General features: G+C 73.4%; 20 protein-coding genes and 1 other RNA gene. 4 read left to right on the forward strand and 17 right to left on the reverse strand.

The window, feature by feature from the left end:
- Positions 1-251: 251 nt before the first annotated feature.
- From QI554_RS35250 to QI554_RS35270, 5 genes are all read right to left on the reverse strand, one after another.
- Positions 252-2,492, reverse strand: a complete 2,241-nt coding sequence (locus QI554_RS35250; RefSeq protein WP_281476147.1) for a xanthine dehydrogenase family protein molybdopterin-binding subunit — start codon at positions 2,490-2,492, stop codon at positions 252-254.
- Complete coding sequence (locus QI554_RS35255) at positions 2,489-4,732, reverse strand: (2Fe-2S)-binding protein (RefSeq protein ID WP_281476149.1); 2,244 nt, start codon at positions 4,730-4,732, stop codon at positions 2,489-2,491. Before QI554_RS35255 ends, QI554_RS35250 begins: the two co-directional genes overlap by 4 nt.
- Positions 4,729-5,559 (reverse strand): FAD binding domain-containing protein, encoded by an 831-nt coding sequence (locus QI554_RS35260; protein ID WP_281476151.1) that lies wholly within the window; start codon positions 5,557-5,559, stop codon positions 4,729-4,731. The genes QI554_RS35255 and QI554_RS35260 overlap by 4 nt, the downstream gene beginning before the upstream one ends.
- 144 nt (positions 5,560-5,703) lie before the next feature.
- Positions 5,704-5,994: a DUF3039 domain-containing protein gene (locus tag QI554_RS35265; protein WP_281476153.1), complete on the reverse strand. Its 291-nt coding sequence runs from the start codon at positions 5,992-5,994 to the stop codon at positions 5,704-5,706.
- A 98-nt stretch (positions 5,995-6,092) separates the two neighbouring features.
- Positions 6,093-6,650 carry a YqgE/AlgH family protein gene (locus QI554_RS35270; protein ID WP_281476155.1) on the reverse strand — a complete coding sequence of 186 codons (558 nt, stop codon included), beginning with the start codon at positions 6,648-6,650 and terminating at the stop codon, positions 6,093-6,095.
- 275 nt (positions 6,651-6,925) lie between these two features.
- Here QI554_RS35270 and murA point away from each other — a divergent pair, with 275 nt between their 5' ends.
- Positions 6,926-8,269 (forward strand): UDP-N-acetylglucosamine 1-carboxyvinyltransferase, encoded by a 1,344-nt coding sequence (gene murA, locus QI554_RS35275; RefSeq protein ID WP_281476157.1) that lies wholly within the window; start codon positions 6,926-6,928, stop codon positions 8,267-8,269.
- Between the two features lie 206 nt (positions 8,270-8,475).
- On the opposite strand, the gene QI554_RS35280 is transcribed toward murA, so the two are convergent.
- Both QI554_RS35280 and QI554_RS35285 read right to left on the reverse strand, forming a co-directional pair.
- Positions 8,476-8,757 (reverse strand): HU family DNA-binding protein, encoded by a 282-nt coding sequence (locus tag QI554_RS35280; protein ID WP_235057057.1) that lies wholly within the window; start codon positions 8,755-8,757, stop codon positions 8,476-8,478.
- A gap of 333 nt (positions 8,758-9,090) precedes the next feature.
- Positions 9,091-10,494, reverse strand: coding sequence for an NAD-dependent malic enzyme (locus QI554_RS35285; RefSeq protein ID WP_281476161.1), 1,404 nt, complete (start codon positions 10,492-10,494; stop codon positions 9,091-9,093).
- 399 nt (positions 10,495-10,893) lie between these two features.
- Between QI554_RS35285 and QI554_RS35290 the strand changes: the two genes are divergently transcribed.
- Positions 10,894-12,153 carry an AGE family epimerase/isomerase gene (locus tag QI554_RS35290; protein WP_281476163.1) on the forward strand — a complete coding sequence of 420 codons (1,260 nt, stop codon included), beginning with the start codon at positions 10,894-10,896 and terminating at the stop codon, positions 12,151-12,153.
- Complete coding sequence (locus QI554_RS35295) at positions 12,150-13,130, forward strand: carbohydrate kinase family protein (protein ID WP_281476165.1); 981 nt, start codon at positions 12,150-12,152, stop codon at positions 13,128-13,130. Before QI554_RS35290 ends, QI554_RS35295 begins: the two co-directional genes overlap by 4 nt.
- A gap of 482 nt (positions 13,131-13,612) precedes the next feature.
- Here the strand turns inward: QI554_RS35295 and ssrA are convergent.
- The 6 genes from ssrA to ftsE all read right to left on the reverse strand — a co-directional run bounded on the left by ssrA (position 13,613) and on the right by ftsE (position 19,160).
- Positions 13,613-13,980, reverse strand: a transfer-messenger RNA (tmRNA) gene (ssrA, locus tag QI554_RS35300).
- 124 nt (positions 13,981-14,104) lie between these two features.
- On the reverse strand, positions 14,105-14,644 hold the full coding sequence (smpB, locus tag QI554_RS35305) for an SsrA-binding protein SmpB (protein ID WP_281476167.1): 540 nt from the start codon (positions 14,642-14,644) through the stop codon (positions 14,105-14,107).
- A 63-nt stretch (positions 14,645-14,707) separates the two neighbouring features.
- Positions 14,708-15,895 (reverse strand): S41 family peptidase, encoded by a 1,188-nt coding sequence (locus QI554_RS35310; protein ID WP_281476169.1) that lies wholly within the window; start codon positions 15,893-15,895, stop codon positions 14,708-14,710.
- Between the two features lie 158 nt (positions 15,896-16,053).
- Positions 16,054-17,301 carry a murein hydrolase activator EnvC family protein gene (locus QI554_RS35315; protein ID WP_281476171.1) on the reverse strand — a complete coding sequence of 416 codons (1,248 nt, stop codon included), beginning with the start codon at positions 17,299-17,301 and terminating at the stop codon, positions 16,054-16,056.
- Between the two features lie 164 nt (positions 17,302-17,465).
- On the reverse strand, positions 17,466-18,380 hold the full coding sequence (ftsX, locus tag QI554_RS35320; RefSeq protein WP_281476173.1) for a permease-like cell division protein FtsX: 915 nt from the start codon (positions 18,378-18,380) through the stop codon (positions 17,466-17,468).
- 90 nt (positions 18,381-18,470) lie between these two features.
- The gene (gene ftsE / locus QI554_RS35325; RefSeq protein WP_281476175.1) at positions 18,471-19,160 is read right to left on the reverse strand and encodes a cell division ATP-binding protein FtsE; all 690 of its coding nucleotides are present in this window, start codon (positions 19,158-19,160) and stop codon (positions 18,471-18,473) included.
- A gap of 242 nt (positions 19,161-19,402) precedes the next feature.
- On the opposite strand from ftsE, the gene QI554_RS35330 reads away from it, so the two are divergent.
- Positions 19,403-19,591 (forward strand): hypothetical protein, encoded by a 189-nt coding sequence (locus QI554_RS35330; protein ID WP_281476177.1) that lies wholly within the window; start codon positions 19,403-19,405, stop codon positions 19,589-19,591.
- Between the two features lie 148 nt (positions 19,592-19,739).
- On the opposite strand, the gene QI554_RS35335 is transcribed toward QI554_RS35330, so the two are convergent.
- The 4 genes from QI554_RS35335 to QI554_RS35350 all read right to left on the reverse strand — a co-directional run bounded on the left by QI554_RS35335 (position 19,740) and on the right by QI554_RS35350 (position 26,588).
- Positions 19,740-20,669, reverse strand: a complete 930-nt coding sequence (locus QI554_RS35335) for an LPXTG cell wall anchor domain-containing protein (protein ID WP_281476178.1) — start codon at positions 20,667-20,669, stop codon at positions 19,740-19,742.
- Between the two features lie 413 nt (positions 20,670-21,082).
- Positions 21,083-22,192, reverse strand: a complete 1,110-nt coding sequence (gene prfB / locus QI554_RS35340) for a peptide chain release factor 2 (protein WP_281476180.1) — start codon at positions 22,190-22,192, stop codon at positions 21,083-21,085.
- A 38-nt stretch (positions 22,193-22,230) separates the two neighbouring features.
- Positions 22,231-24,309 carry a protein kinase domain-containing protein gene (locus QI554_RS35345; RefSeq protein ID WP_281476182.1) on the reverse strand — a complete coding sequence of 693 codons (2,079 nt, stop codon included), beginning with the start codon at positions 24,307-24,309 and terminating at the stop codon, positions 22,231-22,233.
- 623 nt (positions 24,310-24,932) lie between these two features.
- Entirely contained in the window at positions 24,933-26,588 is a 1,656-nt protein-coding gene (locus QI554_RS35350) for a serine/threonine-protein kinase (RefSeq protein WP_281476184.1), read from the reverse strand.
- Between the last annotated feature and the right edge of the window lie 346 nt (positions 26,589-26,934).

Genomic DNA, 26,934 nt, shown 5'->3' on the forward strand with positions numbered 1-26,934 from the left:
CCGGACAGCCTAAGTGCGCCCCGCAACCGGATTTAACCGGTCAGAGATCGATCATTCTCGATCACCGGCATCGCCCGAGCCCGCGCGCTCAGGCGACGGAGCTACGCCCGCCCTCGGCGGCGTCACCCCCGGCATCAGGGCTGTGCGCCGTGAAGACGAAGGTCGCGTCGTCGCCGTCCAGGTCGATCGCCGACGACGCGTCGAGCGCCTTGGCCGACCGGGTGAGCAGTAGTTCAGCCGCGCCGCTCGCGTCAGTTCGTCGGGGCTGCTCCTGCGGCGACGTCGCGGGGGCGGAGGGGGAGGGTCGGGAGTTCGGCTCCGGTGGCGGCGCGGACGGCGGCGGCGATGGCGGCGGGGACCGGGACGGCGGCGGCGTCCGAGAGGCCCTTGGCGCCCAGGTCGACGTCGGGCTGGGGGTCCTCGTGCCAGGCGGCGACGCGGACCGGCGGGAGGTCGAGGGCTCCGGGCTGGGCCCACGCGACCGGGCCGTGGAGGCGGGCCGCGCCGAGGTCCTCGACGAGCGCCAGGCCGACCCCGAGGGCGACGGCGCCCTCGACCCGGGACAGCGCCTGGACCGGGTCCAGGACACGGCCCGCGTCGTAGGCGCCGGTCACGTCGGCGATCCGGACCGCGCCGGTGTCCGGGTCGACGTCGGCCACCACGCGGCAGGCCGCGAAGGCGAGGACCGGGTAGGCGTCGCCCTGGCCCGCGTCGTCCAGCGGTTCGGTGTGCCGGGCGCGCGCCGCGCCGGCGGTGGCGGCGACCTCCTGGCCCTCGGTCATGACCGAGGCCGGCAGGTCGACCAGGCCGTCGTACGACACGATGCGGCCGTCGCGCACGTCGAGCAGCGCCGCCGTCATGCCGTACCGGGCGGCGATCGGCGCCAGCAGCCGCGTCCGGATCTCCCGCACCGCCTGGTGGACGGCGCCCGCGGTCAGCATCGTGTGCCGGCCGAGCCCGGGCGGTCCGGCACTCGGCAGCGCGGTGCCGGCCGGCAGGACGATGGCGTCCGGGATACCGAGCGCCCGCTCGACGATCTGCCGGGCCAGCAGCGTGAAGCCCTGCCCGACCTCGACCGCCGCGCAGGTCACGGTGACGACGCCGTGGTCGAGCCGCACCGTCGCCGTCGACGCCTCGTCCGCGCCCTCGATGCCCAGCAGCGGCACCAGCCCGACCGCGTACCCGACACCCCGCCGAAGACCCGGCGCGGGCGGCTCGGGCGGCTCCGACGCCTCGGCCACCGCGCGCAGCAACTCCCCCGCGGGCGCGGGCCCGTCCAGGATCTGGCCGGTGGTCAGCATGGTCCCGGTGCTGAGCGCGTTGCGCAGCCGCAGCTCGACGGGGTTCATGCCGAGCGCGGCCGCCAGCTTGTCCATCTGGGCCTCGTACGCGAAGCACACCTGCGTCGCGCCCGGCCCGCGCATCGTGCCGGCCGGCGGGTTGTTGGTGCGCACCGCCCACACGTCCACGGCGGCGTGCTGCACCATGTACGGCCCGGTCGCGCAGCCCGCGAGCCGCCCCACGACCTCGGGCGAACTCGTCGCGTACGCACCGCCGTCGAGCAGGATCTGGGCCTCGACGGCGAGCAACCGCCCGTTGCTGTCGGCCCGGTGCGTGTACTTCAGCCGCGCCGCGTGCCGGTGCCCGCCGCCGGTGAGCGCGTCGGCGCGCTCCACAACGGACTTGACGGGCCGTCCGGTACGCGCGGCAAGCCACGCCACCACCGCCAGCAGCCCGATGTCCTCGCGTGTGCCCGACGATCCGCCCACACCCGCGGGCATGAGCCGCAGCGCGCCCGGCGCCAACCCGATGCACTGGGCGACCTGGTCGCGGTCGGAGTGCGGCCACTGCGTGGCGACGTGCAGTTCGACGCCGCCGTCGGCGCACGGCAGCGCGAGCACGGCGTCGGTCGCGGGGTTCGCCTGGTCCTGCGCGGCGATCTCGTACAGCCCCTCGACGACGATCTCCTGCACCGGAGTTCCGTCGGGGCGGCGCTGCACCGGGCGGCCGTGCCGCAGCGCGATGTGCCGGAAGACGTTGCCGTCGGGGTGCAACGGCGCGCTCGCGAAGGCGTGTTCGGGGTCGAGGCGGGCGTCGAGCGGCTCGTAGTCGACGCGCACCGCTTCGGCCGCGCGCCGGGCCGCGTGCGGGGTCTCGGCGGCGATCGCGACCACCGCCTCGCCGGCGAACCGCACGACGTCGGAGGCGAGCACGGGCCGGTCGGCGACGACCGAGCCGTGGTAGGCGTCGCCGGGCAGGTCCGCGGCCGTCAGCACCGCGTGCACGCCCGGCACGGCGTACGCCGCCGACGTTTCTATGCCCAGCACACGCGCGTGTGCGTGCGGCGAACGCACCAGCACGCACCACAGCATGCCGGGCGCCCACAGGTCGGCCGTGTACGTGAACCGGCCCTGCGCCTTGGCCAACGCGTCCGGCCGCTCGACACGGGAGCGCCGCGCCTCGGGCACCGAGGCCCCCTCGACCACCGTCACGGCCGGCCCTCCGCACCCGCGTGCGGCGCAGGCTCGAACACCGAGCCCGCCGCGTCGACCACGTCCGCCGGACGCTCCGCCGCGACCGCGCACACCGCGGCCACCATGCGGTTCGGACCCGCGCAGCGGCAGGGGTGCCCGGCGAGCGCGCGGCGCACCGTCGCCTCGTCCGGGTGCGGTATGCGCGCAAGCAGCGCCTGCGCGCTCACGACGACGCCGGGGATGCAGAACCCGCACTGCACGGCGCCGTGTTCGGCCAGCGCCCGCTGGATCGCGGTGGGCACGCCGTGCTCGGCCAGGCCCTCGACGGTCGTGACGTCGCGGCCGCCGACCGTCGCGGCCGGCACCAGGCACGCGGCCGCCGGGGCGCCGTCGACCAGCACCGTGCAGGCGCCGCAAACGCCTTGCCCGCAGCCCTCTTTCGCACCGGGGAGGCCGAGGCGTTCCCGCAGCACGTACAGGAGGCTCTCGCCGATCCAGGCGCTCTCGACGACCTGCACGACGCCGTTGACGCGCATGGGGTACGTGACGACCGGAACGTCCGGCCCGGCGGGGGCGGGGACGTCCGGAGGACCGAAGGCCGTCTCCCCCAGGGGAGTTCCCGGGATGCCGAACGGCGCCGGGTCGGTCGCGGGACCGGGCGCGGGCAGGGCCTCGACGGAGACGACCGGCGGCCGCGGCGGGCCGGGATCGGCGGCGGGGTCCCGGGCGGGCGGGGCGTCGAAGTACGGGTCGGCCGGCTGCGGGAACGGTTCCGCAGCGCGGCGGTACGCGGACCTGGGGTCGACGACCGCCGGCTCGGGCGCGAACTCCCCGTCAGCCGACGGGGTTTCCTCCACACGCGCCTGCACCTCGGCGGCCTGCGAGGCGGCCACGGCGAACTCGCCGAGCGTCGCACCGGCGATCGAGAGCATGCCGGTGTCGGAGACCGAGGCCGTCGCGCGGGGCGCGGGCGGGGCCGCCGGTTCGCCGGCCGCGACGGGTTCGGCGTACGTCTCCGGCGCGGGCGGGGCGTACGACGCCTCCGGCGCGACGGGCTCGGCGTAGGTCTCCTGCGCGACCGGCTCGGCGTACGGCTCGCGGACGTACTCGGGGAACTGCTCCGGGACCGGCTCCGGGACCGGCTCGGCAAACGGCTCGACAGCCGGTCCCGCGAAAGGCTCCGCCGCGGGCTCGGCCCACCGCTGCGCGAACGCGTCGGGCCGCGGCTCGGCGACCTGCTCCGGCAGCACCGCCGCGTAGAACCCCGAGGCGAACGGCGGCGGTTCGGGCGCGGCCTCGGGGTGCCGGGCGGGCTCGGCGAACGGCGGCGGGGCCGGGATCGGATCCGTCAACGGGTCCGGGGCCGGGGCCGGGGGCGCCGGATCGACGTCCGCCGGAACGAAGTTCACGTAGCCCCCGGCATCGCCCCCGTCGGCCGGGAACGGTGCGTGGAACGCGGGATGGGCCTCCACCGGCGGCACGACGTCGTCGAACACCGGCGGCGGGCCGGGCACGGGCTGCCCGAGCCCGATCGGCAGCCGTCCGATCGGTGTCCCGGACGCGGGCGTCGGCATCGGCGCCGGGTCGGGGTCGGGGGCGTGCGGCGCCTCGGGCAGCACCGCCGAGAAGAACCCCGACTGGAACGCCTCGGGCGCCTGCGCCGGGGCGGCCTCGTGCGCGGGGTACCCCCACGCCTCAGGCCCGCCGGGCGGCGCCTGGTGGGGCACCACAGGCGCGTTCAGCGGCCCCTGGGGGTAGCCGCCCCCGGGTACCAATACGGGCGCGTCCGCGGGCCCGTGGCCGTGGCTGTGCACCGGCGCGTAGACGTCCCCGGGGCCCGTGACGGGCAGTCCTTCGAGGTCGACGGGGAGGCCGGGCTGCTGCTGAGGCACCACGGGCGGGACAACAGGCGGGATGACGGGCGGCACGACCGGCGGCTGAGGCGGCCATCCCCCGCTCGTCGGCGGCAGCGCGTCCGCCCGCACGGCGGCGATGAACCCGGACTCGTTGCCGTACGCCGACGCGTCGCCGAACCCGTACGGGAGCGCGTCCGGCAGCGGCGCGGCCTCGCCGAGGCCGGCCGAACCGAGGCTGACGACGCCCCCGGCGTCCGGCGGCACCCCCGGCGTGCCGGGCGCACCGCCGGCACCCGGCCGCGCCGGATACCCCTCGGGGCGCGCTTCCTCATGGCCCTCGTCCCGGGTGAACCCCGGTGGCCACGTCCCTTTCGGGGGCGACCCCCCGTCCTCCACGCTCACGCCGCGAACGCCCTCTCCGCCGCACGCCGCGCCAGTGCGGCGACGACGCGCTGTTCATGGGCCCGCGCCGGGCGCGGGCCGTCTCCCGCCGACAGGCCGTCGGCGACCATCGCCCCGAACGTGGCGGCGTCCCGCGCGTCCACTGGGTGGCCCGACGCCGGGTCCAGGCGCCCGCTCAGCCACCGCTCCGCGGCGGTCGGCCGCTCAGCCCCGGGGCGGATCCCGCCGACCGCGCAGCGCACCGTACGCGCGCCCGGGTCGACGACGAGCGCCAGCGTCGCATGGAAGCCGGCCGACACCCGCGCCTTCAGGAACTCCTGCGGCCCGTGCAGCACCGGCACCCGCACACCCGTGATCAGCTCGCCGGCGCGCAGCTGCGCACCGGGCTCGCCGTCGCACACGAACTCACGCACCCCGCCCGCGGAGCGCACCAGCACGGTCGCCTCCAGGGCGGCCAGCACGGGCACCGCGTCGGCCTCCCGGGTGCGGGCGACCAGGTTGCCGCCGAGCGTGCCCATCATGCGGATCTGCGGCGTCCCGACCTGCCGGGCGGCGGTCGCCAGCGCGGGCACCAGCGCGGCAAGGTCGGGGCCGGCCAGCCGCGCCCACGTGACGCAGGCGCCGATCAGCGCGTGCCGGCCCTCGAACTGCCACTGGCGCAGCTCGCCGATCCCGGCCAGGCCGAGGAGCGCGCGCGGCCGGAGCATTCCGGCGTTCACGCGCGGCATCAGGTCGGTGCCGCCCGCTACGGGCAGCGCGGCGGGCTCGCGGGCCAGCGCGTCCACGGCCTCGTCGAGCGAGTGCGGCAGCAAGATCGCATCGTTCACAGCGGGACAACGCTACTGCGCCACCCGGGGGACGCGCGGCCGAGTTGCCATACGAACCCGGGCGGGGTGCCCGCGGGGAACGCCGAAGGCGCCGGGGAACCGTGTTCCCCGGCGCCTCCCGGACCCGCGTGGCGTGCGGTGGGGCTACTTGTCGCCGCCCTTGTCGCCGCCGCCCGGGCCCATGGTCTCGTAGATCTCCTTGCACATGGGGCAGACGGGATACTTCTTGGGGTCGCGGCCCGGCACCCAGACCTTCCCGCACAGCGCGATCACCGGGGTGCCGGACAGGGCACTCTCCATGATCTTGTCCTTCTGGACGTAATGCGCGAAGCGCTCGTGGTCGCCGTCGCCGTGGGAGACCTGCGGGGTCTCCTCGATGAGCGTCCCGGTGCCGGTACCGCGCTCGGGCTCCGGGTAGTCCTGCGGAGTGGTCATGTGTCCGATTCTAAGCGGGGCCGGGCAAGCCACCCGTTCGGCCCGCCCGTCGCCCCCCACCGCCCATGTTCGAGTCGCTTCGCTCCCGCCTCTTGTACTCAGTTCAGCGACGGGTCCTCGGGGTACGTCGCGACCATCGCCAGCTCGCCCCGCTGCCTCCGCAGCACCGCCCGCCACAGCCGTTCCGGCTCGGCGCTGAACGCGTCCCCCGGCTCGCTCTCGACGACGTACCAGGCGCCCTCCGCGAGCTCGGCCTCCAGCTGCCCGGGGCCCCACCCCGAGTAGCCGGCGAACACCCGCATGGAGCCGAACTCCGACGCCACGAGCTCCGGCGGCGCGTCCAGGTCGACCAGTCCCAGCCCGCCGAAGACCCGCCGCCAGCCGACCGGCTCCCCGCCGCCCGGAACGGACGCGATCGCGAGCGCCGAGTCCATCGACACCGGCCCGCCCTGGAACACCACGGCGGGCGCGGTCACCGCCTTGGACCAGCCGACCAGCACGTCGTGGACGTCGACGGGCGTGGGCCGGTTGAGGACGACGCCGTGCGCGCCCTCCTCGTCGTGGTCGAGCACGAGCACCACGCACCGGTCGAAGTTCGGGTCGGTCAGCGCGGGCGTCGCCACGAGCAGGCGTCCGGTGAGCGAGACCTCGGTCATGGGCCCATGATCCTGCATGCCGACGGCGCTGTCCGGGGCTCGGCCCGATCCCCGTGGTGCGCCCTCATGGATCCGGTCATCACGCACCACCCCCCTTTCGCGGGCGGACGCGCCCGTCCAAGATCCTGTTCCCCTCCCCCGCGCGGACGATGCGTGTTCCGCGCCGGGGAGCGCGTACCGTGGGTCGCTGTTGCCCGCGCTCAGCAGCCCAGACAGCGCGGGTCCCGCAGGTTCTCCCCCGACCCCCCGTCCGAGAACGCGAGATCGCGAGATATATGCAAGACGACGTGTTGTCCGTTCATGGTGGTTCCCCTCTCGAGGGCGAGGTCCGCGTCAAGGGCGCCAAGAACCTGGTGCCGAAGGCGATGGTCGCCGCACTGCTCGGCGAGGAGCCGAGCCGGCTCCGCAACGTGCCGGGCATCCGCGACGTGCACATCGTGCGCGGCCTGCTGCAGCTGCACGGCGTCGCCGTGTACCAGGGCGACGAGCCCGACGAGCTGGTCATGGACCCGTCGTCGGTGGAGCTGGCGAACGTCGCGGACATCGACGCGCACGCCGGGTCGAGCCGTATCCCGATCCTGCTGTGCGGCCCGCTGCTGCACCGGATCGGCCGCGCGTTCATCCCCGACCTGGGCGGCTGCCGGATCGGCGACCGGCCGATCGACTTCCACCTGAACGTGCTGCGCGAGTTCGGCGCGACCGTCGACAAGCGGCCCGAGGGGCTCTACCTGGAGGCCCCGAACGGGCTGCGCGGCACCAAGATCGAACTGCCGTACCCGAGCGTCGGCGCGACCGAGCAGGTGCTGCTGACCGCGGTGCGCGCCGAGGGCACCACCGAGCTGCGCAACGCGGCCGTGGAGCCGGAGATCATAGACCTCATCTGCGTGCTGCAGAAGATGGGCGCGATCATCTCCGTGGCGACCGACCGGGTGATCAGGATCACCGGTGTGGACCGGCTGGGCGGCTACACGCACCGCGCCCTGCCGGACCGCCTGGAGGGCGCGTCGTGGGCGTGTGCCGCACTGGCCACGCAGGGCGACGTGTACGTGCGCGGCGCGCGGCAGCTGGACATGATGACGTTCCTGAACGTCTTCCGGCAGGTCGGCGGCGCGTTCAGCGTCGACGACGACGGCATCCGGTTCTGGCACCCCGGCGGGCGGCTGCGCGCGATCGCGCTGGAGACGGACGTGCACCCGGGCTTCCAGACGGACTGGCAGCAGCCGCTGGTGGTCGCGCTGACGCAGGCGTCGGGCCTGTCGATCGTGCACGAGACGGTGTACGAGAGCCGGCTGGGCTTCACCTCGGCGCTGAACCAGATGGGCGCCACGATCCAGCTCTACAGCGAGTGCCTGGGCGGTACGCCGTGCCGGTTCGGGCAGCGCAACTTCCAGCACTCGGCGGTCATCTCGGGTCCGGCGAAGCTGCACGGCGCGGACCTGGTGATCCCCGACCTGCGCGGCGGTTTCTCGTACCTGATCGCGGCCCTGGCAGCCGAGGGCACCTCGCGCGTGCACGGCATCGACCTGATCAACCGCGGCTACGAGGGCTTCTTCGGGAAGCTCGAGGCGCTCGGCGCGCACGTCGAACTCCCGGCCGAAGCCCAGTCCGTGGTGGCCTGACACGCTCCGCGCGGCCCCGGCGGTCGCAGCGACGCCGAAGGGCGGTTCCCCCGGAAGAGGGGAACCGCCCTTCGGCGTTCACTGCGGTGGCCCGGCCGGTCACCGGCGGGGCCGCCCGCACCGGCAAGTTCGCTCGAACGAGTCATCCGTCGTGCCGGGCACGGCACCACGGTCGTCCTGCTCCCTCACCCGCGCGGGTGTGGGGCTCACTTGCCCTTGGCGGCTTCCTTGAGCTTCGAACCCGCGGAGACCTTGACGCTGTAGCCGGCCGGGATCTCGATCGGCTCGCCGGTCTGCGGGTTGCGCGCGGTGCGCGCCGAGCGGTGGGTCCGCTCGAAGGAGAGGAAGCCAGGGATGGTGATCTTCTCGTCGCCCTTGCTGACGATCTCCCCGACCACCTCGGCGAAGGCGTTCAGCACGGCGTCAGCGTCCTTGCGCGTGACGTCGGCCCGCTCCGCGAGGGCGGCCACCAGCTCACTGCGGTTCATGTGTATCTCCCGTGGTCTTTCCAACTCGCTGTTCTTGCCCCGGGGACGAATCCTGCACGTATCCGGGCCCGGAACCTAATCAGGGACACGCCGAATCACGCGGAAAGCCCCGTGATTTGGCGGTTCGTGGCAGATTACGGGCCCCAACCGGGCCCCGCACGCCCCGCCACGCACCGACCATACGACGACCATCACGTACGTTCGTCACACCGCGCGGCGAGCCCGCGGGCCCGGTGTCGCGCACCGTTCCCGGCCCCCATCTTCACGTATCTTCGCCCCATCGTGGCGCTGCCGCTGCACCGCCCCCGGCCTGACGGACGTACAACCGGATGGTCACATTCCGGCCTGGCGGTCGGCGACCACCGCGTCACGCACCGCCGCCGCCACCACGTTCGACACCTCCGGGTGGAACACACTCGGAATGATGTAGCTCGCGTTCAGCTCCTCGTCGGTCACGACCGACGCCAACGCGCGCGCCGCGGCGAGCAGCATGTCGGTCGTGATGTGCCGGCTCTGCGCGTCGACCAGGCCGCGGAACACCCCCGGGAACACCAGCACGTTGTTGATCTGGTTGGGGAAGTCGCTGCGCCCGGACGCCACGACGGCCGCGTGCTCCTGCGCGACCGCCGGGTAGATCTCCGGCTCGGGGTTCGCCAGCGCGAACACGATCGCGTCGTCGGCCATCCGGGCGACGTCGTCGCCGTCGATGACGTTCGGCGCGGACACTCCGACGAAGACGTCGGCGCCGACCACCGCTTCCTTCAAAGTGCCGGTCAGGCCCTGGGAGTTGGTGTGCTCCGCGACCCAGCGCAGGTCCTCGCCCAGGTCGTCGCGGCCGGCGTGCACGACACCGTGCACGTCCGCGACGACCGCGTGCGCGACACCGGCCGCGAGCAGCAGCTTGAGGATCGCCGTGCCGGCCGCGCCCGCACCGGACATGACCACGCGCACGTCGGAGATCTTCTTGTTGACCACGCGCAGCGCGTTGGTCAGCGCGGCGAGCACGACGATCGCCGTGCCGTGCTGGTCGTCGTGGAAGACCGGGATGTCGAGCGTCTCGCGCAGCCGCCGCTCGATCTCGAAGCAGCGCGGCGCCGAGATGTCCTCGAGGTTGATGCCGGCGAATCCCGGCGCCATCATCTGGACCGCGCGGACGATCTCGTCCGGGTCCTGCGTGTCCAGGCAGATCGGCCACGCGTCGATGCCGGCGAAGCGCTTGAACAGCGCCGCCTTGCCCTCCATGACCGGCAGCGCGGCCTTCGGCCCGATGTTGCCGAGGCCGAGCACGGCGGAACCGTCCGTGACCACCGCGACCGTGTTGCGCTTGATCGTCAGGCGGCGCGCGTCGTCCGGGTTCTCCGCGATCGCCAGGCAGACGCGCGCCACACCCGGGGTGTAGATCATCGACAGGTCGTCGCGGTTGCGGATCGGGTGCTTGGCCTGCATCTCGATCTTGCCGCCGAGGTGCATCAGGAACGTGCGGTCCGACACCTTGCCGAGGGCGACGCCCTCGATGCCGCGCAGCGCGTCCACGAGCGCGTCCGCGTGGTCGGTGGACGACGCCGCGATGGTCACGTCCACCCTGAGCCGCTCGTGCCCCGACGCGGTGACGTCCAAGCCGGTCACCGAACCGCCCGCGGACTCCACGGCGTTGGTGAGCTGGCTGACGACCCGGCCCCCTGCGGGGACCTCGAGGCGTGCGGTGATCGAGTACGAAGCGCTCGGCGCTGCGGGCATGAAGCAGTCTCCTCAACAGGCTCGGTGCCATGGCACGGCACCGCACCGATCGTCTCACTTCGGTCCGGCGGACGGCGCCACACCCACCCCTCAAGGGCCCGCGCTACGTCCGCGGCGGCGCCGCGCAAACTGTGATCCGCGTCCCTTCCGCTTCCCGCGCGGTCGGTTACTCTGTTCATGGCACCGGCTCGATCCAAGCCCCCGGGCCCAACCATTAGTCCCTACGAGGGACCACTTGCCGAGAGGCGAGCATTGGCGGGTCGGTGTCGTAAGCGTCGGAACCGGCGGCCCTTCGGGGCCGCCGGTTCGTTTTCCGCCTGATTCCCCCGGGTCCTCCCCCTCGTGTCGCGGTGCGTCGCGTGCCCGGATTCGTGCCCCCGCGGTGGGACCATGAGGGCGATGAACGCCTCACACCACGGGTCACGCGCCGGCTCCTGGGTCGCGCTGGACACGCACCGCGCATGGCTGGACACCGAGGCCGACCGGCTGCTGCGCTTCGCGGCCGGCGCGCGCCTGCCCGAGGGCGGCTTCGGGTGGCTCGACGCCGCCGGGTCGCCGGATCCGGCCCGCGGGACGCAGCTGTGGATCACCACCCGGATGACCCACGTGTTCGGTCTGGCCGCGCTGCGCGGCGTACCGGGGGCGGCGCCGCTCGCGGACCACGGCCTGGCGGCCCTCTGCGGCCCGCTGCGCGACCCCGCCGACGGGGGCTGGTATCCGGCCGTCCCCGGGCCGCACACGGGCCCCCAGGGCACGCGCAAGGAGGCCTACGGGCACGCGTTCGTCCTCCTGGCCGCCGCCACCCTCGTCCAGGCCCGGCGGCCCGGCGCGAAAACGCTCCTCGCCGACGCGACGGCGGTCTTCGAGGAACGCTTCTGGGACGACAAGCACGGCTGGGCCCGCGAGTCGTGGGACCGAGCGTGGACCGAGCCCGAGGCGTACCTCGGCGCGAACGCCAACATGCACACCGTCGAGGCGTTCCTCGCCGTCGCCGACGCCACCGGCGACCCCGTGTGGCGGCAACGCGCGCTGCGCGTCGCGGACTTCTTCGTCCACCACATCGCCCGCGGCCAGGGGTGGCGGGTCCCCGAGCACTTCACCCCCGACGGGTTCCCGCTGCCGGACTACAACGCCGACGCCAAGGCCGACCCCTTCCGGCCCTACGGCACCACGCCCGGGCACTCGTTCGAATGGGCCCGGCTCCTCCTCAACCTCGAGGCGACGCTGCCCGATCCGCCCGACTGGCTCGCCGACGCGGCCGGCCGGCTGTTCGTCGCCGCCGTCGGCCAGGGCTGGAACGCCGACGGCGGGCCCGGCTTCGTCTACACCGTCGACGCCGACGACAAACCCGTCGTGCGCGCCCGCATGCACTGGGTCGCCGCCGAGGCGATCGCGGCCGCCGCCGCACTCCACCAGCGCACCGGCGACCTCGTCTACGAGCACTGGTACCGACTGTGGTGGGACTACACCGCGCAGCACGTCGTCGACCCCGCGGGCGGCTGGCACCACGAACTCGGCCCCGACAACCGGCCGTCCGCCACCGTCTGGGCCGGCCAACCGGACGTCTACCACGCCTACCAGGCCACCCTGCTCCCGCAGCTGCCGCTCGCCCCCGGCCCCGCCGCGGCCCTGCGGGCCCGCCTGGACGGCCCCGCGTGACCGGGACCGACCGGGCCCGCGTCGCCGTCGCCGGCGAGAACGTCGTCGACCTCGTCCCGACCCCTGACGCACCCGACACCTACCGCGCCGTCCCCGGCGGCAGCCCCGCCAACACCGCCATCGCCGCGGCCCGCCTCGGCACCCCCGCCGCGCTCATCGCCCGCATCGGCGCCGACGCCTTCGGCCGTCGCGTCCGCGAGCGGCTCGCCGCCGACGGAGTCTCCCCGCGCTATCTCGTCGACGCCCGCGAACCCTCCAGCCTGGCCGTCCTCGACTTCGACGAACACCGGCGCGCGTCCTACGACTTCTGGTTCACCGGCACTGCGGACGCGCAATGGTCCGGCAGCGAACTCCCCGACCCGCTCGACCCGGACGTCCTCGCGCTGCACGTCGGCTCCGTCGCCCTCCACCTCGAACCCGGCGGCACGGCCCTGCTCCGCATGATCCTGCGCGAACACGCCCGCGGCGCGGTCACCCTCACACTGGACCCCAACATCCGCCCGGACATCGCCGGCGACCTCGCCGCCGTCCTCCGCCGCCTCGAAGCCCTCGTCCCGCTGTGCGACGTCGTCAAGGCCAGCGAGGACGACCTCACCCACCTCTACCCCGACCTCCCCCCGGTCGAGGCCGCCCGCCTCTGGCGCGACTCGGGCCCCGCGCTCGTCGTCGTCACCCAGGGCCCGCACGGCGCCACCGCCGTCCTCGAACACCAGGCCGTCGCCGTCGCCGCCCCCGACGTCCCCGTCGCCGACACCGTAGGCGCCGGCGACGCCTTCATGGGCGCCCTCCTCCACGGCCTGGACACCCGCAACCTCCTGGGCGGTGAACGCGTAGGCGCCCTCCGCACCATCGCCCCCGACGACCTGAGCCGCATCCTCGAATACGCCGCCGCAGCCGCCTCCTACACCTGCACCCGCCCAGGCGCCGACCCCCCGACCGGCACCGAACTCGACGCCTGGATCACCGCAGTGGCCTGACTCTCGGCCTGCACCGTTCCCGACCTGGCTTTCGGCAGCGGCCTGACGCCCCTCCCGCTTTTTGCTTTTCGCGCGGACGGCTCGCGCGTCAAGGCGCGATGTCTCTGACGCGGCTCAGGTGACCTGTCCCGGGGTTCGGGAGGCGCCTTGACCCGCGAGCCGTCCGCGCTAACTACCTCGCACCTAGCGGGAGGGGCGCGGGGTGTGGACGCGCTTCGTCGCGTTTTCCCGCCGGGCTGCCGTGCGCGTGTGGTGGATATCCATGATCATCAGAACCAGATGGACACCTGGTGTCCATCTGGTTCTGATGATCATGGAAAGCGGTGCGGGTTCGTTGCTCGGCTTCGTCGCGCTGCCGGGCGCGGTTCGCTTGGGGTGCGGTGCGGGCTTTGTTGCGGGGTGGCGTAGCCCCCGCCGCGGCGGAGCCGCACAAGCGAAAACCCCGTCCGCGCTTTTTGCGGACGGGGTTTTCGCTAATAAAGGGGTGGAGGTGGCGGGAATTGAACCCGCGTCCTGAAGTGCGAGACCAGAGCTTCTCCGAGCGCAGTCCGCTGTGCTTTTCTCAGCCCCGGCAATCACGCGGACAAGTCGCCGACGGGCTCAGTTACTGTTAAATGTTCCGGACTACCCCGTAACCGGGTAGGACGGTGGAGTCCCCTTGATTATGCCAGGATCCGGGACGGGGACGCGCCCGGTCTGACACCTTCGAAGCTCGCTCAGGCGGCGAGGGCGAAGGAATCGCGCTTGTTATCGGCGATTATAGGTTTCGGCATATGGTTAACGAGATCATTGCCGCTTCCTCGGCTCGCTTCCTCTGCTCCGACATCTCCAGTCGAAACCGATCACCCCCTATTGAGTTTTCAAGCGTCGTACAAGCTGCCGCTTGACGGCCGCCGTCCGGAACATGCCTGACCGGATGACCGCCGGTGTCATCGTACGGTTCAACCCCCGGAGGGGTCCACTTCATTCCGCCGTCAGCGCGTCTGCCTGCGGATGGCGGCGCTCATGGCGCGGTCGGCCTCGCGCTTGCCCTGGGCCTCCATGAGGGCCTGCCGCTTGTCGTACAGCTTCTTGCCGCGGGCGAGCGCGAGTTCCACCTTCACGCGGCCGTCCTCGTTGAAGTAGATGCTCAGCGGGACGAGCGTGGTGCCGGAGTCGTTCAGCCTGTTCATGAGCTTGGCGATCTCCAGCCGGTGCAGCAGCAGCTTGCGGGGCCGGCGCGGCGCGGAGTTGTTCCACGTCGCCTCGAGGTATTCGGGGATGTGCGCGTTGCGCAGCCACACCTCACCGTTGTCGATGGTCGCGAAGCCGTCGACGAGGGACGCCCTGCCCTGCCGGAGCGACTTGACCTCGGGGCCGGTCAGCACGACGCCGCATTCGAGCGTGTCGTCGATGTGGTAGTCGTGCCGGGCCTTCTTGTTCTGCGCGATGAGCTTGCGCTTGGGGGCCGCCTGCGCCTTCTTGGACTTGGTCGGCTTGCCCGGGATCTGCACGATGGTTGGTCGCTTCGCCATGATCTCTGCATTCTCGCCCATCGGCGGGGCGTCGGGCCACGGGGTTCCCGGCGGCCGCCGCGGTCAGGCGTCCGTGCCGGCGTCGACGAGGCCGGCGAGGACGTCGCGGGCCCGTGCGGCGGCGGCGTCCGGGTCGGTGCCAGGGGGGACGGGGATGTCGGGGTCGATGCCGCGGCCTTCGAGGTTGCGCCCGTCGGGGGTGTACCAGCGGCCGACGGTGAGTTTGAGGATGCCGCCGTCGGCGAGGGTGGTCGGCGCCTGCACCGAGCCCTTGCCGTACGTGGTGGCGCCGACGACGACGGCGCGGCCCCGGTCGCCGAGTGCCGCCGCGACGACCTCGGCCGCGCTCGCGGTGGCGCCGTCGACGAGCACGACAACGGGGGTGGCGGCGTCGCCGGGCCGGCCGGTCACGGTGATCTGGCGGCGGCCTCCGGTGCCGTCGTCGTAGCTGACGACGACTCCGCCGGGGAGGAACGCGGAGGCGACGGCGGCGGCCTCGTCGATGCGTCCGCCGGGGTTGCCGCGCAGGTCGAGGAGGACGCCCGCGGGTTTGGTGGCGAGGGCGGCGCGCACCTGGTCGGCGGTGCCGCGGCCGAAGCCGGTGACACGGACGCACAGCAGCCGGGCGGCGGCCGGTCCGACGGGTTCGGCGGTGACGTCGGCGCCGGTCAGGACCTCGCGGACGAGGCCGACGGTGTGCGGCACGCCGTCGCGGACGACGACCAGCTCGGTGCGGGTCCCGGCGGGGCCGCGGAGCCGGGCGACGACGCCGGCCGTGCCGAGTTCGTCGGTCGGGGCGCCGTCCACGGAGACGAGGGCGTCGCCCGCGGCGATGCCGGCGCGGGCGGCGGGCCCGTTCGGCGAGACGTAGGTGGCGCGCATCGCGCCCGATGCCTGACTGACCGTCAGCCCGACGCCGGGGTAGGCCCCGTCGACGGTCTCGCGGTACTCGCCGGCGGTCTCGGGCGGGTAGTAGGCGGCCCACCGGTCGTCGAGCACCGACAGGAGGTCGCGTGCGGCGGCGGCGTCGAGCGCGGTGCCGTCGGGGACGCCGGACCCTCCGGTACGCGGTGCGGGCAGCGGGACTCCGGCGGCGGGCCCGACGGGCTGCGGTAAGCGCGGCCGCACCTCGGGCGGCCGGTCCCCGGGGCCCGGCGGGTCGTGCCACGCACCCGTCGCCGCCCCGGTGGTCAGCGCGGCGCCGAACACCAGGGCCAGCGCGGCTCTTCGGCGCACTCGACCCGAGCTCATGGCGCGAGCATAGGGCAGCGCCGTGAGGCGGGGGTTCCGGTTGGGCCGGGCGCCGCGATCGGTGTGCTGATCGCATCGGCCGCGGGGCGCGGGCGGCGAGGCCCCCACCGCCGACGCCCCGAACGGCTAAGCGACGAGGCCCCGGCGCCCGCCCGGCGTCACAGCCACGTCAGCGGGTCCGCGAACTCGCCGTCCACCAGGACCTCGAAGTGCAGGTGCGCGCCCGTCGAGTAGCCGGTGTTGCCGACCAGGCCGACGGTGCCGCCGCGCTTGACGCGCCGGCCCTCGCCGACGTCGATGCGCGACAGGTGGTTGTACGTCGTCGTCAGCGCGACGCCGCCGACCTGGCCGTGCGAGACCACGACGCGGTACCCGTACGCCGGGTTGTAGCCCGCCGAGATGACCGTGCCCTCGCGGGCGGCGTGCACCGGGGTGCCCTCGACGGCGCCGAAGTCGGTTCCGGTGTGCAGCTTCACGTACTCGAGTACGGGGTGGAACCGCATGCCGAACGGCGAGGTGACCGGCCCGTCGAGCGGGTAGGACAGCGCGCCGTCCTGGCCGCGGGCCTCGGCGCCCGGGCGGCGGCCTGGGGAGGGCGCGTTGAGCCGGTTGACCAGTTCGGTGAGCCGCCGCTGTTCGGCCAGCAGGGACTCGTAGCGCTGCTGGTCGGCGGACTTCTCCTGGCGCGCGGTCTCCAGCGCTCCGCGGCGCTGCGCGACGAGGCGCTCGACCTCGTCGGACGCGGTGCGCGCGGCGGTCTCCAGGGCCTGGACCTCGGTCAGCTGCGCCGCGGCGGCCTCGCGGTCGGCGCGGACCTGGTCGCGCGCGGCGGCGAGGGCCTTCTGGCGGCCGTCGGCTTCCTGGCGGATCTGCCGCAGCCGGCTGAGCACGGCGTCGTCGGCGCGCATCAGCGAGTGGTAGCCCTCCAGGCGGCTGAGCAGCTGGGCGGGCGTCTCGGCCTGCATGACGACGGACAGCGCCGCCAGGTCGCCGTGCTCGTACGCGTGCCGCGCGACCGTGCCGAGCGCGTCGCGGGCCTGCGCGAGCGCCCCGTCCAGGTCGCGGACCTGCTGCTGCGCCGCGGCCTCGTCGCCGACCGCGATGTCGAGGCGGCGCCGCAGGTCGGCGTCCTTCGTCTGCGCGGCCGCGAGCCGGTCGCGGGCCGTCGCGAGGGCGGCCTGGGCGCCGGGCAGGCGCGCGTCGGCGTCGGCGTACGCGTTCTCGGCGTCGGCGAGCCGGCGGACGGCGCCGTCCAGGTCCGCGCGGACGTCCCGGACCTGCCCCTCGACCTTGGTCTTCTCGGTCCGCGGGTCGTCGTCGGCGTGCGCGGTGCCCCAGCCGATCGCGGCTCCGGTGGCGGCGATCAGCGCGAGCAGGCCGACCCGGCGGCGGTGCGTGGCGCGCATGGGCGTGGCCTCCTGCCTGGTGTCCTGCGAGCGTCCGGAAGGACGTACCCTCCAGTCCCACAGGTACCAGGCGTCACACCACGATTACGCCATACAACCGACTTTTCACTTGATATGACACTCGTCCGGCCGAACCGCGGCGCGGTGCGGGCCGCGCAGGCGCGTCAGACCTTGAGGTACTTGCGCAGCGTGAAGAACGACGCGATCGCCGACATGCCCACGCCCAGCAGGAAGATGAACGGCAAAACCTCTATCACCTTGTCGAACCCGATCAGCTGGCTCTGGAGCACCTGCACCGAGTCGACGAGGCCCTTCTTGAAGCCGAAGTAGTAGCCGGCGGACAACAGCCCGGACGCCACCGACGCGCCGATGAACCCGGCCACCGCGGACTCCAGGATGAACGGCCCCTGGATGTAGAAGTTCGACGCGCCGACCAGCCGCATGATGCCGGTCTCGCGGCGCCGGCTGAACGCCGACACACGCGCCGTGTTGACGATCAGCAGGATCGCCACCACCAGCATGAACGCCATGATGCCGAAGGCCGCGTACTTCGCGCTCCGCAGCAGGTTGAAGAACGGCTGGAGCAGCTTCTTCTGGTCCTGCACCGACTGCACGCCCGCGCGTCCGTTGAAGCGGCTCGAGATGATGTCGAACTTCGTCGGGTCCTTCAGCTTCACGCGGAACGACTCGGGCAGCTGGTCCGGCGTCAGCGTCTCGCTGAGCGCCGAGTCCTTGTTCTGCTCCTTGAAGTGCTGGAACGCTTCCTGCCGGCTCTCGTAGAAGAGCGTCTGGACCTCCGACATGCCCTTGAGCTCGGCCTCTATGGCCTGCCGGTCCGCGTTGGTGATCTCGCCGTTGACGCACCCGTCCTTCTTCAGGTCGGACTTGTTGCACAGGAAGACCGAGACCTCGACGCGGTCGTACCAGTAGTCCTTCATCGCACCCGTCTGTGCGTTCACCAGCAGCGCCGCCCCGAACAGGGTCAGGGACAGCGCGACACTGACGATGACCGCGATCGTCATGGTCAGGTTTCGGCGGAGACCGATGCCGATCTCCTTCAGCACGAACTGGGCGCGCATGATGTCCTAAATCGCTCGGGGCGTCGTGGCGGACGCCGAATCTGGGCCGCGGACGGCGGGTCCGCCGCCCGGGCCTTGCCGTGCCGGGTGCTAGTGCTGGTAGCCGTAGACGCCGCGGGACTGGTCGCGGACCAGGTGGCCCTGCTCCAGCTCGATGACGCGCTTGCGCATCTGGTCGACGATCGCCTGGTCGTGCGTGGCCATCACGATCGTCGTGCCGGTCCGGTTGATGCGGTCCAGCAGCTTCATGATGCCGACGCTGTTCTGCGGGTCCAGGTTGCCGGTGGGCTCGTCCGCGATGAGGATCATCGGCCGGTTGACGAACGCGCGCGCGATCGCGACCCGCTGCTGCTCACCACCGGACAGCTCGCCCGGCATGCGGTCCTCCTTGCCGGCCAGCCCGACCAGGTCGAGCACCTCGGGCACCACCTTGCGGATGGTCCCCTGCGGCTTGCCGATGACCTCGAGCGCGAAGGCGACGTTCTCGCGCACGGTCTTGTTCGGCAGCAGCCGGAAGTCCTGGAACACCGTGCCCATCTGGCGGCGCAGCGCGGGCACCTTCCAGTTGGACAGCCGGCCGAGGTCCTTGCCGGCCACGAAGATGTTGCCCGTGGACGGCCGCTCCTCCTTGAGGATCAGCCGCAGGAAAGTCGACTTGCCGGAGCCGGACGAACCGACGAGGAAGACGAACTCGCCCTTCTCGACCTCGAGCGAGACGTCCTGCAGCGCGGGCCGAGGCTGCTTGGCGTAGGTCTTGGTGACGTTGTCGAATCGGATCACGGTTGCATCACAGCGCGCCATCCTAGGGGGCAAGGGCGTCGTACGGGGGACCGTGGTACGTAGGTCCCAGGGACGGTACCGCCCCCTCGGCCGGGCGCGCAGGCCTGGGGAGGTACGTCACTGGGCATGGCCATTCCAGGAGTGTAAGCGGCACAGTGGAAGGCGAAGGGAACTTCCTGGTGCCCCGAGCGCGTTATAGGAGACGACCAGCGGGTCGGGCCCCGAGGGCCGAGGAGGACGTCATGACGTGGGAACACCTGGTGTGCGCCAATTGCGCCGGCCCGGTGAGTGAGGGCCGGTGCTCGGTGTGCCGCGCCTCACGCGAGCGCATGAACCGGGAAAGCGGCCTCCAGCTGTCGCCCGGGCTGCTCGCGGCACTCGCCGCGCTCGTCGTCGTGGCGGCCGTGCTGCTGCAGAAGCTCGCGGGCTGACCGGCACGCGGCGGGATCCGCGCGATCCGGCCGACACGGCACGACACGACGCGGTACCAAAAGCACGGGAAGGCCCCGGGGCGACGCCCCGGGGCCTTCCGCTATGCCACGTCCCGGTCCGCGTGGGACCGGGTCCGCCGGGACCGCGTCACGCGGCCGCGGCCTCCTCGCGACGGTTGAGCCGGCGCGGCAGCACCGCGAAGGCGAAGCCGCCCGCGGCCATGGCCGCGCCGCCGATGATGAGGAACGTCAGGTTCGCGTCTTCACCGGTCTGGGCGAGCTGCTGGTTGCTGCCCGTCGAGCCCGAGGTGGTGCCGGTCGAGCCCGAGGTGCTGACCGTCCCGCCGCCGTAGTTGCGGTTCGGGGCGGAGCCGCCCGAGTTGGCGTGGTTGTTGCCGCCGGACGTGCCGTTGTTGTTCACACCGCCCGAGGTGACGCCGCCGGCGCCGCCGGTCGAGGACGCGCCGGCGTCGGTCGAACCGCCGCCGGTCGTGGTGGTGCCGCCGGTCGCGGCGTTGCCACCGGCAGCGTTACCGCCCGCGGCGTTGCCACCGGCAGCGTTACCGCCCGCGGCGTTGCCACCAGCAGCGTTGCCACCGGCAGCGTTACCGCCCGCGGCGTTGCCACCGGCAGCGTTACCACCGGCAGCGTTACCGCCAGCAGCATTGCCACCCGCAGCGTTACCGCCCGCGGCGTTACCGCCCGCGGCGTTACCACCGGCAGCGTTACCGCCCGCGGCGTTACCACCGGCAGCGTTACCACCAGCAGCATTGCCACCCGCAGCGTTACCACCAGCAGCATTGCCACCCGCAGCGTTACCGCCCGCGGCGTTACCACCAGCAGCGTTACCGCCCGCAGCATTGCCACCAGCAGCGTTACCACCAGCGGCGTTACCACCAGCAGCCTGGCCGCCGTCGGCGTTCCCACCGGTGGTAGGCGGCGGCTCTTCCTCGTGGCAGATCGGCGAGCACGGGTTGTCCTCGGCCGACGCGATTCCGGCGACGGCCAGCGACGCGCCACCCGCGAAAATCGCGGCGGCGGCTATCCGCGCCACCCGGGCTCGCGTTTTGTTCGTCATGCAACAACCCCCAGTTGGTCGTGCTCCCCGTCCCCGCACCGGTGCGACAGGAGGCCGAAACGTCAAAGGGGCACCGCGACGACCTTTAGGGGACCAGCCCGCCCGGACTCCCCGCCGTGTGACGGGACGCCGTGCGCTGATGAGTCGCAGCAATGCCGACGCCCAGCCTGATGAAGCCCATCGCGGCACGTCAAGGCCGAACTACGAAGGATGAGGGGGATGTCCGGTTTCCCGAAGATAATTGATGGAAAAACTCCGGCGATGCGCCCGGAACTCCTGAAGCCGTATCGACAAAGTGATGGACTGCGCGCCGCGCGCCAGGAATTGCCCGGAGCGTAAAGCGAAACCCCGGCTTCCACAAGGGAACCGGGGTCGCACGCTCTCGCCGGACGGGGACACCGCCCGGCCGAGGACTAGTTCGCCGACTGCTGCTGCTTGCGCCAGCGGATACCGGCCTCGATGAAGCCGTCGATCTCGCCGTCCAGCACCGCCTGCGGGTTGCCGACCTCGAACTCGGTCCGCAGGTCCTTGACCATCTGGTACGGGTGCAGGACGTACGAGCGCATCTGGTTGCCCCACGACGAGCCGTCGCCCTTGAGCGCGTCCATCTTCGCGCGCTCCTCCTGGCGCTGCCGCTCCAGCAGCTTGGCCTGGAGGACGTTCATCGCGGTCGCCTTGTTCTGGATCTGCGAGCGCTCGTTCTGGCACGAGACCACGATGCCGGTCGGGATGTGCGTCAGGCGCACCGCGGAGTCGGTCGTGTTGACGCCCTGGCCGCCGGGGCCCGACGAGCGGTACACGTCCACGCGCAGGTCCGACTCGTCGATGTCGACGTGGTCGCTGGTCTCGACGACCGGCAGCACCTCGACGCCCGCGAACGAGGTCTGGCGGCGGCCCTGGTTGTCGAACGGCGAGATGCGCACCAGACGGTGGGTGCCCTGCTCGACGGACAGCGTGCCGTACGCGTACGGAACCTTGACCACGAAGGTGGCGGACTTGATGCCGGCCTCTTCCGCGTACGACGTCTCGTAGACCTCGGTCGAGTAGCCGTGGCGCTCGGCCCAGCGCGTGTACATGCGCAGCAGCTTCTCGGCGAAGTCCGCCGCGTCGACGCCGCCGGCCTCGGCGCGCACCGTCACCAGCGCCTCACGCGCGTCGTACTCACCGGACAGCAGCGTGCGCACCTCGAGCTCGTCGACCGCCTTGCGGACGGCGACCAGCTCGCCCTCGGCCTCGCCGCGGGTGTCCGCGTCGTCCTCGGCCTCGGCGAGCTCGAACAGCACCTGGACGTCGTCGATACGGCGGCGCAGGTCCTCGACCTTGCGCAGCTCGCCCTGCAGGAAGGAGAGCCGGCTGGTCACCTTCTGCGCGCTCTCGGGGTTGTCCCACAGGTCGGGCGCCGCCGCGGCGTCGTTCAGCTCCGCGATGTCGGCCCGCATCTTGTCCAGGTCGAGGACCGCCTCGATCGACTCCATGGTGGATTCGACGGACTTGAGCTCTTCGGAAGGATCAATGGCAGCCACGCCACCATGGTACTGGGCCGCCGGTGCCCGGCCCGCAGTCAGGCCGAGGGGGCGACCTGGACCTGCCCGCTCTGCGTGCGGACGTACACGTCGACCCGGTCCGGGGCGGCCGCGACCGCGGCGGCGCCGTCCGGTGCGGGCCGCGCGAGGTCGAGCGGGCGCCACGCGTCGGGCCCGGCGCCGGTGACCGCGCCGAGGAGCTTGCCGCCCGGGTCGGGCACGACGACGACCAGGCCGCCGCCCTGCGTCCACGCGGCCGCGGGCCGCGCCGAACCGCTCGGGCCGACCCGCTGCGGCTCGCGCCACGCCCCGCCCGCCAACGCGACGTGCAGCAGCGCGTGGTCGCCGGCGCGGACGACGAACGCGTCGACCGTGCCGGCCCCGGACGCCACCAGCGCCGGCGCCTGCTCGATCCGGCCCGCGCTCGGCACCGTCGCGAAGCCCGACCACGAGCCGCCGCCGGGCACGACGCCCGCGAGCGAGCCGTAGGCCAGCGCGTCGCCGCTGCGCACCACGACGTCGAGGCGGTCCCCCGTGACGGTCGCGGCCGGCGCGCCCGTGACCTTGGTCTTGGCGTCCATACGGACCCAGTCGCCCCACTTGCCGTCCGCGAGCGTGCACCGGTACAGCAGCTTGTCCACCGAGCCGACGGCGAGCACCTCGAGGCGGCCCGGGGCCGGCGCCGCGACCGCGACGTCCTCGCCCGTCTTGAACACCGGGAGCCGCTGCCAGTCGGCGTACTTCGCGCCGTCGCCCGACGTCGCCCACGGCTGCCCGGCCGCGTCCCGCTGCACGACGTATGCACGGTCGCCCGCGGCCTGCGCGGCGGCCGGCCCGCCCAGCAGCTGCACCGGCGCGATCGGCAGGCCCAGCCAGCGGTCCCACGTCGGCACGCGCGCCGCCTGCGTGTCGCCGATACCGGCGGACGCGCTCGGTGGGACCGGAGCGGGCGCGGCGCCCTGCGCGGGCGGCGACACCGTGTTCGAGACCGGCGCCGGAGTCCCGGCGTCGCCGTCGTCCCGGCCGGCGTACCACCAGCCGACCGCGCCGACCGCGGCCACCGCCACCACCGCGCACACCGTCACGAGCGTGCGGCCGCGCCGCCTGCGGTGGGTCGTGCGGCGGCGGGACGCGGCGATCGGCGGCGCGGAGAACGTCGGGCGGGCCAGGTTCGTGTGCGTGTCGCGCGACGCGTCCGGCTCCGCGCCCGACACCAGCGGCACCACGCCCGCGGGCAGCGGCGGCGGGGTCTCGCCCCGGTCCGGATGCCCCGCGCCGTCCGGCGCCGGGATGTCGAACCGCGGCAGCCCCGCGAGCGCGGGCAGCGCGGCCCGCAGCCGCTCGCCGACCTCACGCGCCGTCAGCCGGGCCGCGGGCGCCTTCGACAGGCACGCCGCGAGCACCTCCGCGACCGGGGCGGGCAGCCCGGGAATGCCCGGCACCGGCTCCGTGACGTGGCGGCGCAGCACCGCGCCGGGGTGGCCGCCGCCGAACGGGGTCCAGCCGGTGAGGAGTTCGTACAGCACCGTGCCCAGCGCGTACACGTCGACGGCGGCGGTCGGCTGCAGGCCCTCGATGATCTCGGGGGCGAGGTAGTCGGGCGTACCGATGATGCGGGTGGCCCGCGTGCGGCGGGGCGCGTCGACGAGGCGGGCGATGCCGAAGTCGGTCAGCTTGGCCCGGACCTGCCCGCCACGGGTGTCCAACAGGACGTTCTCGGGCTTCACGTCGCGGTGGATCACGCCCTCGGCGTGCGCGGCCGACAGGCCCTCCGCGACGTCGGCGCAGATCGCGGCGGCGAGCGCGGGCGTCAGCGACCGCTCCTTCTCCAACCGGGTCCGCAGGTCCGGACCGTCGACGAGGTCCATGACGAGGGCGAGGTCGGAGCCGTCGACGACCAGGTCGTGAATGCCCACGATGCCCGGATGGTCCAGGCTCACCAGCGCCGTACGCTCCTGCACGAACCGCGCGACCAGCACCTCGTCGGACGCGAGGTCCTCGCGCAGCAGCTTGATGGCGACCGGCCCCTCCGGACCCTCGCCTGCCCAGACGGTGCCGCTCGCGCCGCGCCCGAGCACCTTCAGGGCGACGTACCGGCTCCCAATCCTGCGTGCCACTGCTGCTCCTCGGCTGCTCCCCCGACTGCGCCCCCGCGGCAACGGGGTGAATCCCGCCCGACCCCGCAGCCGACGTCAAGCGGTGCGCTCACACATCGGACTTCCGTGCCCGAAGGCTACCTGCCGCACACCCTCCAGCCGCGTGGAGCGCCGGAACCGACCAGAGGTGTCGCGGATCGCGCCGTGGTGCGCCACCCCCACCCGGCGCACCACCAAGCCCCGACACCCCGTCAGAAGAACAGCCCCACACAGGCGTTTGCCGGCCACCGACCAGGCCCCGCACAACCCGATGCAGCGACAAAACAACCAACCGACAGCCGACGCGCCGTCAGACCGCCTCCGGCTGTTGCCCCTTCGCCCGAGCCCCGGGCACGCACCCCGTTCCGACAGCCGCAGCACAGCCGCTCATCAGCCTGAGGCGCCGTCAGGCTACCCGGCAGGTCGGCACCCAGTGGGACGGCGTGAGTACCTGGCGTAACGCATGGGCTGGACGCGACCGCTCGCGGCGTGGAGCCGGGTCGACTGCTCACGGCTTGCACGGCTCCGCGCAAGGCATCGCCCTCCGCGAGCCGCGGCACACGCGCTCGTCGGCGTGACGCGAGCGTTGGCTGTGGGGCGTCGCGTCAGCCGGTGCCGGGGATCTTGATTCCGCCGGGGAGGGCGGTCGGGATGGAGGTCGGGAGGTGGACGCCGTTGCCGTTGCCGCCGTTGCTGCCGCCGGTGGAGCCGTTGTCGCCGCCGCCTCCGCCGAAGAAGTCCTTGGCCTTCTCGTACCAGCCCTTGATCTCGTGGAAGACGTCGATGCCCTGGTTGACCCATGTGTGCAGCGGGGTCAGGTAGTAGATCGCGACCAGGATCCCCGCCATGATCACCAGGCGAAACAGGCAACTGGTGGTGCAGCCGACGCCGGGGATCATGCTCGGTCGGAAGCCGCCGCGGCGGCGGGGCTCGCGGGGTTCTTTCGGCTCGCGGGGCGCGCGGCGCGGGGGTTCGACGTCCGGCGGGCGCGGGGCCTCGCGTTGGGGCGGGGCCTGCGGCGGGGCGGTGCGCGGGGGCGGTTCGGGTGCGCGGTAGGCCGGTTGGGGCGCCGCGCCGTACTGCTGTCGGCTCCCCTGGTACGCGGCCGGGTCGTCGCGGTAGAGCGGCGGCTGCGGGTAGTCCTGCGGCGGGTACCCCGGCGGTTGGGCGCGCGGCGGGGTCGGTGCCTGGCCGTAGGCCTGCTGGGCGTCCAGGACCCGGGTCGGGTCGGGCACGCCCGGGCGCGGGGCGGCCGGCGGTGCGGGCGGGGTGCTCGAGGTCATGCCGGGCGGGGTGCCGCGCGGGACGACACGGGTCGGGTCGTCGGGCAGCGCGGAGCCGAGGCCGCCCGCGGCGGCGCCCGCCGCCGCGCCCCCGTACGCGGCCGCCGAGGCCGCCGCGGAGGCGTCCAGCAGGCGGCGCAGCGCCCCGTCGTCCGTCCGCGCGCCCGACAGCAGGTCCGCGGCCAGTCGGAGCGCCTCGGCGAGGCCGCGCGCGTCGGGCCGCTGCTCGGGTCGCTTCGCGAGGCAGCGTTCGGTCACGAGCCAGTACGCGTCGGGCGTGTTCGGCGGCCGTTGCGGCTGTTCCGACAGGTGCCGGTGCAGCAGCGTGAGCGGGTTGGTGTCGGTGAACGGCGGCCGCCCGGCGACCAGCTCGTACAGCACGACACCGGCGGCGTAAATGTCGACGGACGGCGTCAGCGGCCGGCCTTCGGCGGCCTCCGGAGCGACGTAGCTCGGCGTGCCGACCAGTTCGTGCGTGCGGGTGAGCGCGGGCGATTCGGCCAGTCGCGCGATGCCGAAGTCGGTCAGCATCGGGTACAGCGAGTCGCCGTTGCGGTTGAGCATGATGTTGGCGGGCTTGAGGTCGCGGTGGATGACGTTCGCCGCGTGCGTCACCTGGAGCGCGTCGCAGACCTGAGCCATTGTCAGCGCGGCGGCCGCGGGCGGCAGGGCGCCGTTCTCACGCAGGTAGGTGCGCAGGTCGGGGCCGTCGATCAGGTCCATCACGAGCGCGAGCAGGTCGCCTTCGACGACCAGGTCGCGCACCCGTACGAGGTTGGGGTGGCTGAGCTGCAGCAGCAGGGAGCGCTCGCGCATGAACCGGGTGACGACGTCCGGGTCCCCGGCCAGTTCCTCGCGCAGCACCTTCACCGCGACGGTCTCCCCGGTGTCGCGGACCCGCGCGCGCCAGACGGTACCGCTGGCGCCTCGCCCGAGCGTCTCCTCAAGCAGGTATTTGCTTCCGACCGGCCGGTCCACGCTGCTCCTCACCTGCTGGCACCCTCGGGCACCCTGCCGACGCTCGGCGGCCCCCGCGCCGCTCGATGCGGGCACCTGCGCCCAACCATAGGGCGCGGGTGCGGGGCACGTCAGCGCCCCCTGCATGGCAGACGCGTGGCGCGGCGAACCGGTTCGCCCGACGTCACGCGGAGGCCGTCCGCACCGCCGCAACCCCAAGATCATTCCCATGGGCGCTCGCGGAGTGCCATCCTCGTGACGGGTGCGAGGATGCCTACGCGATGCACATACGGTGCCACGCACATGCACGATGGAAACGCGCGGTCACACGCGGCACGCGCGTGTCCGCACGCCCGGCGCGGACCCG

Source organism: Yinghuangia seranimata (assembly GCF_029953285.1).
GTDB classification, from domain to species: Bacteria; Actinomycetota; Actinomycetes; order Streptomycetales; family Streptomycetaceae; genus Yinghuangia; species Yinghuangia seranimata.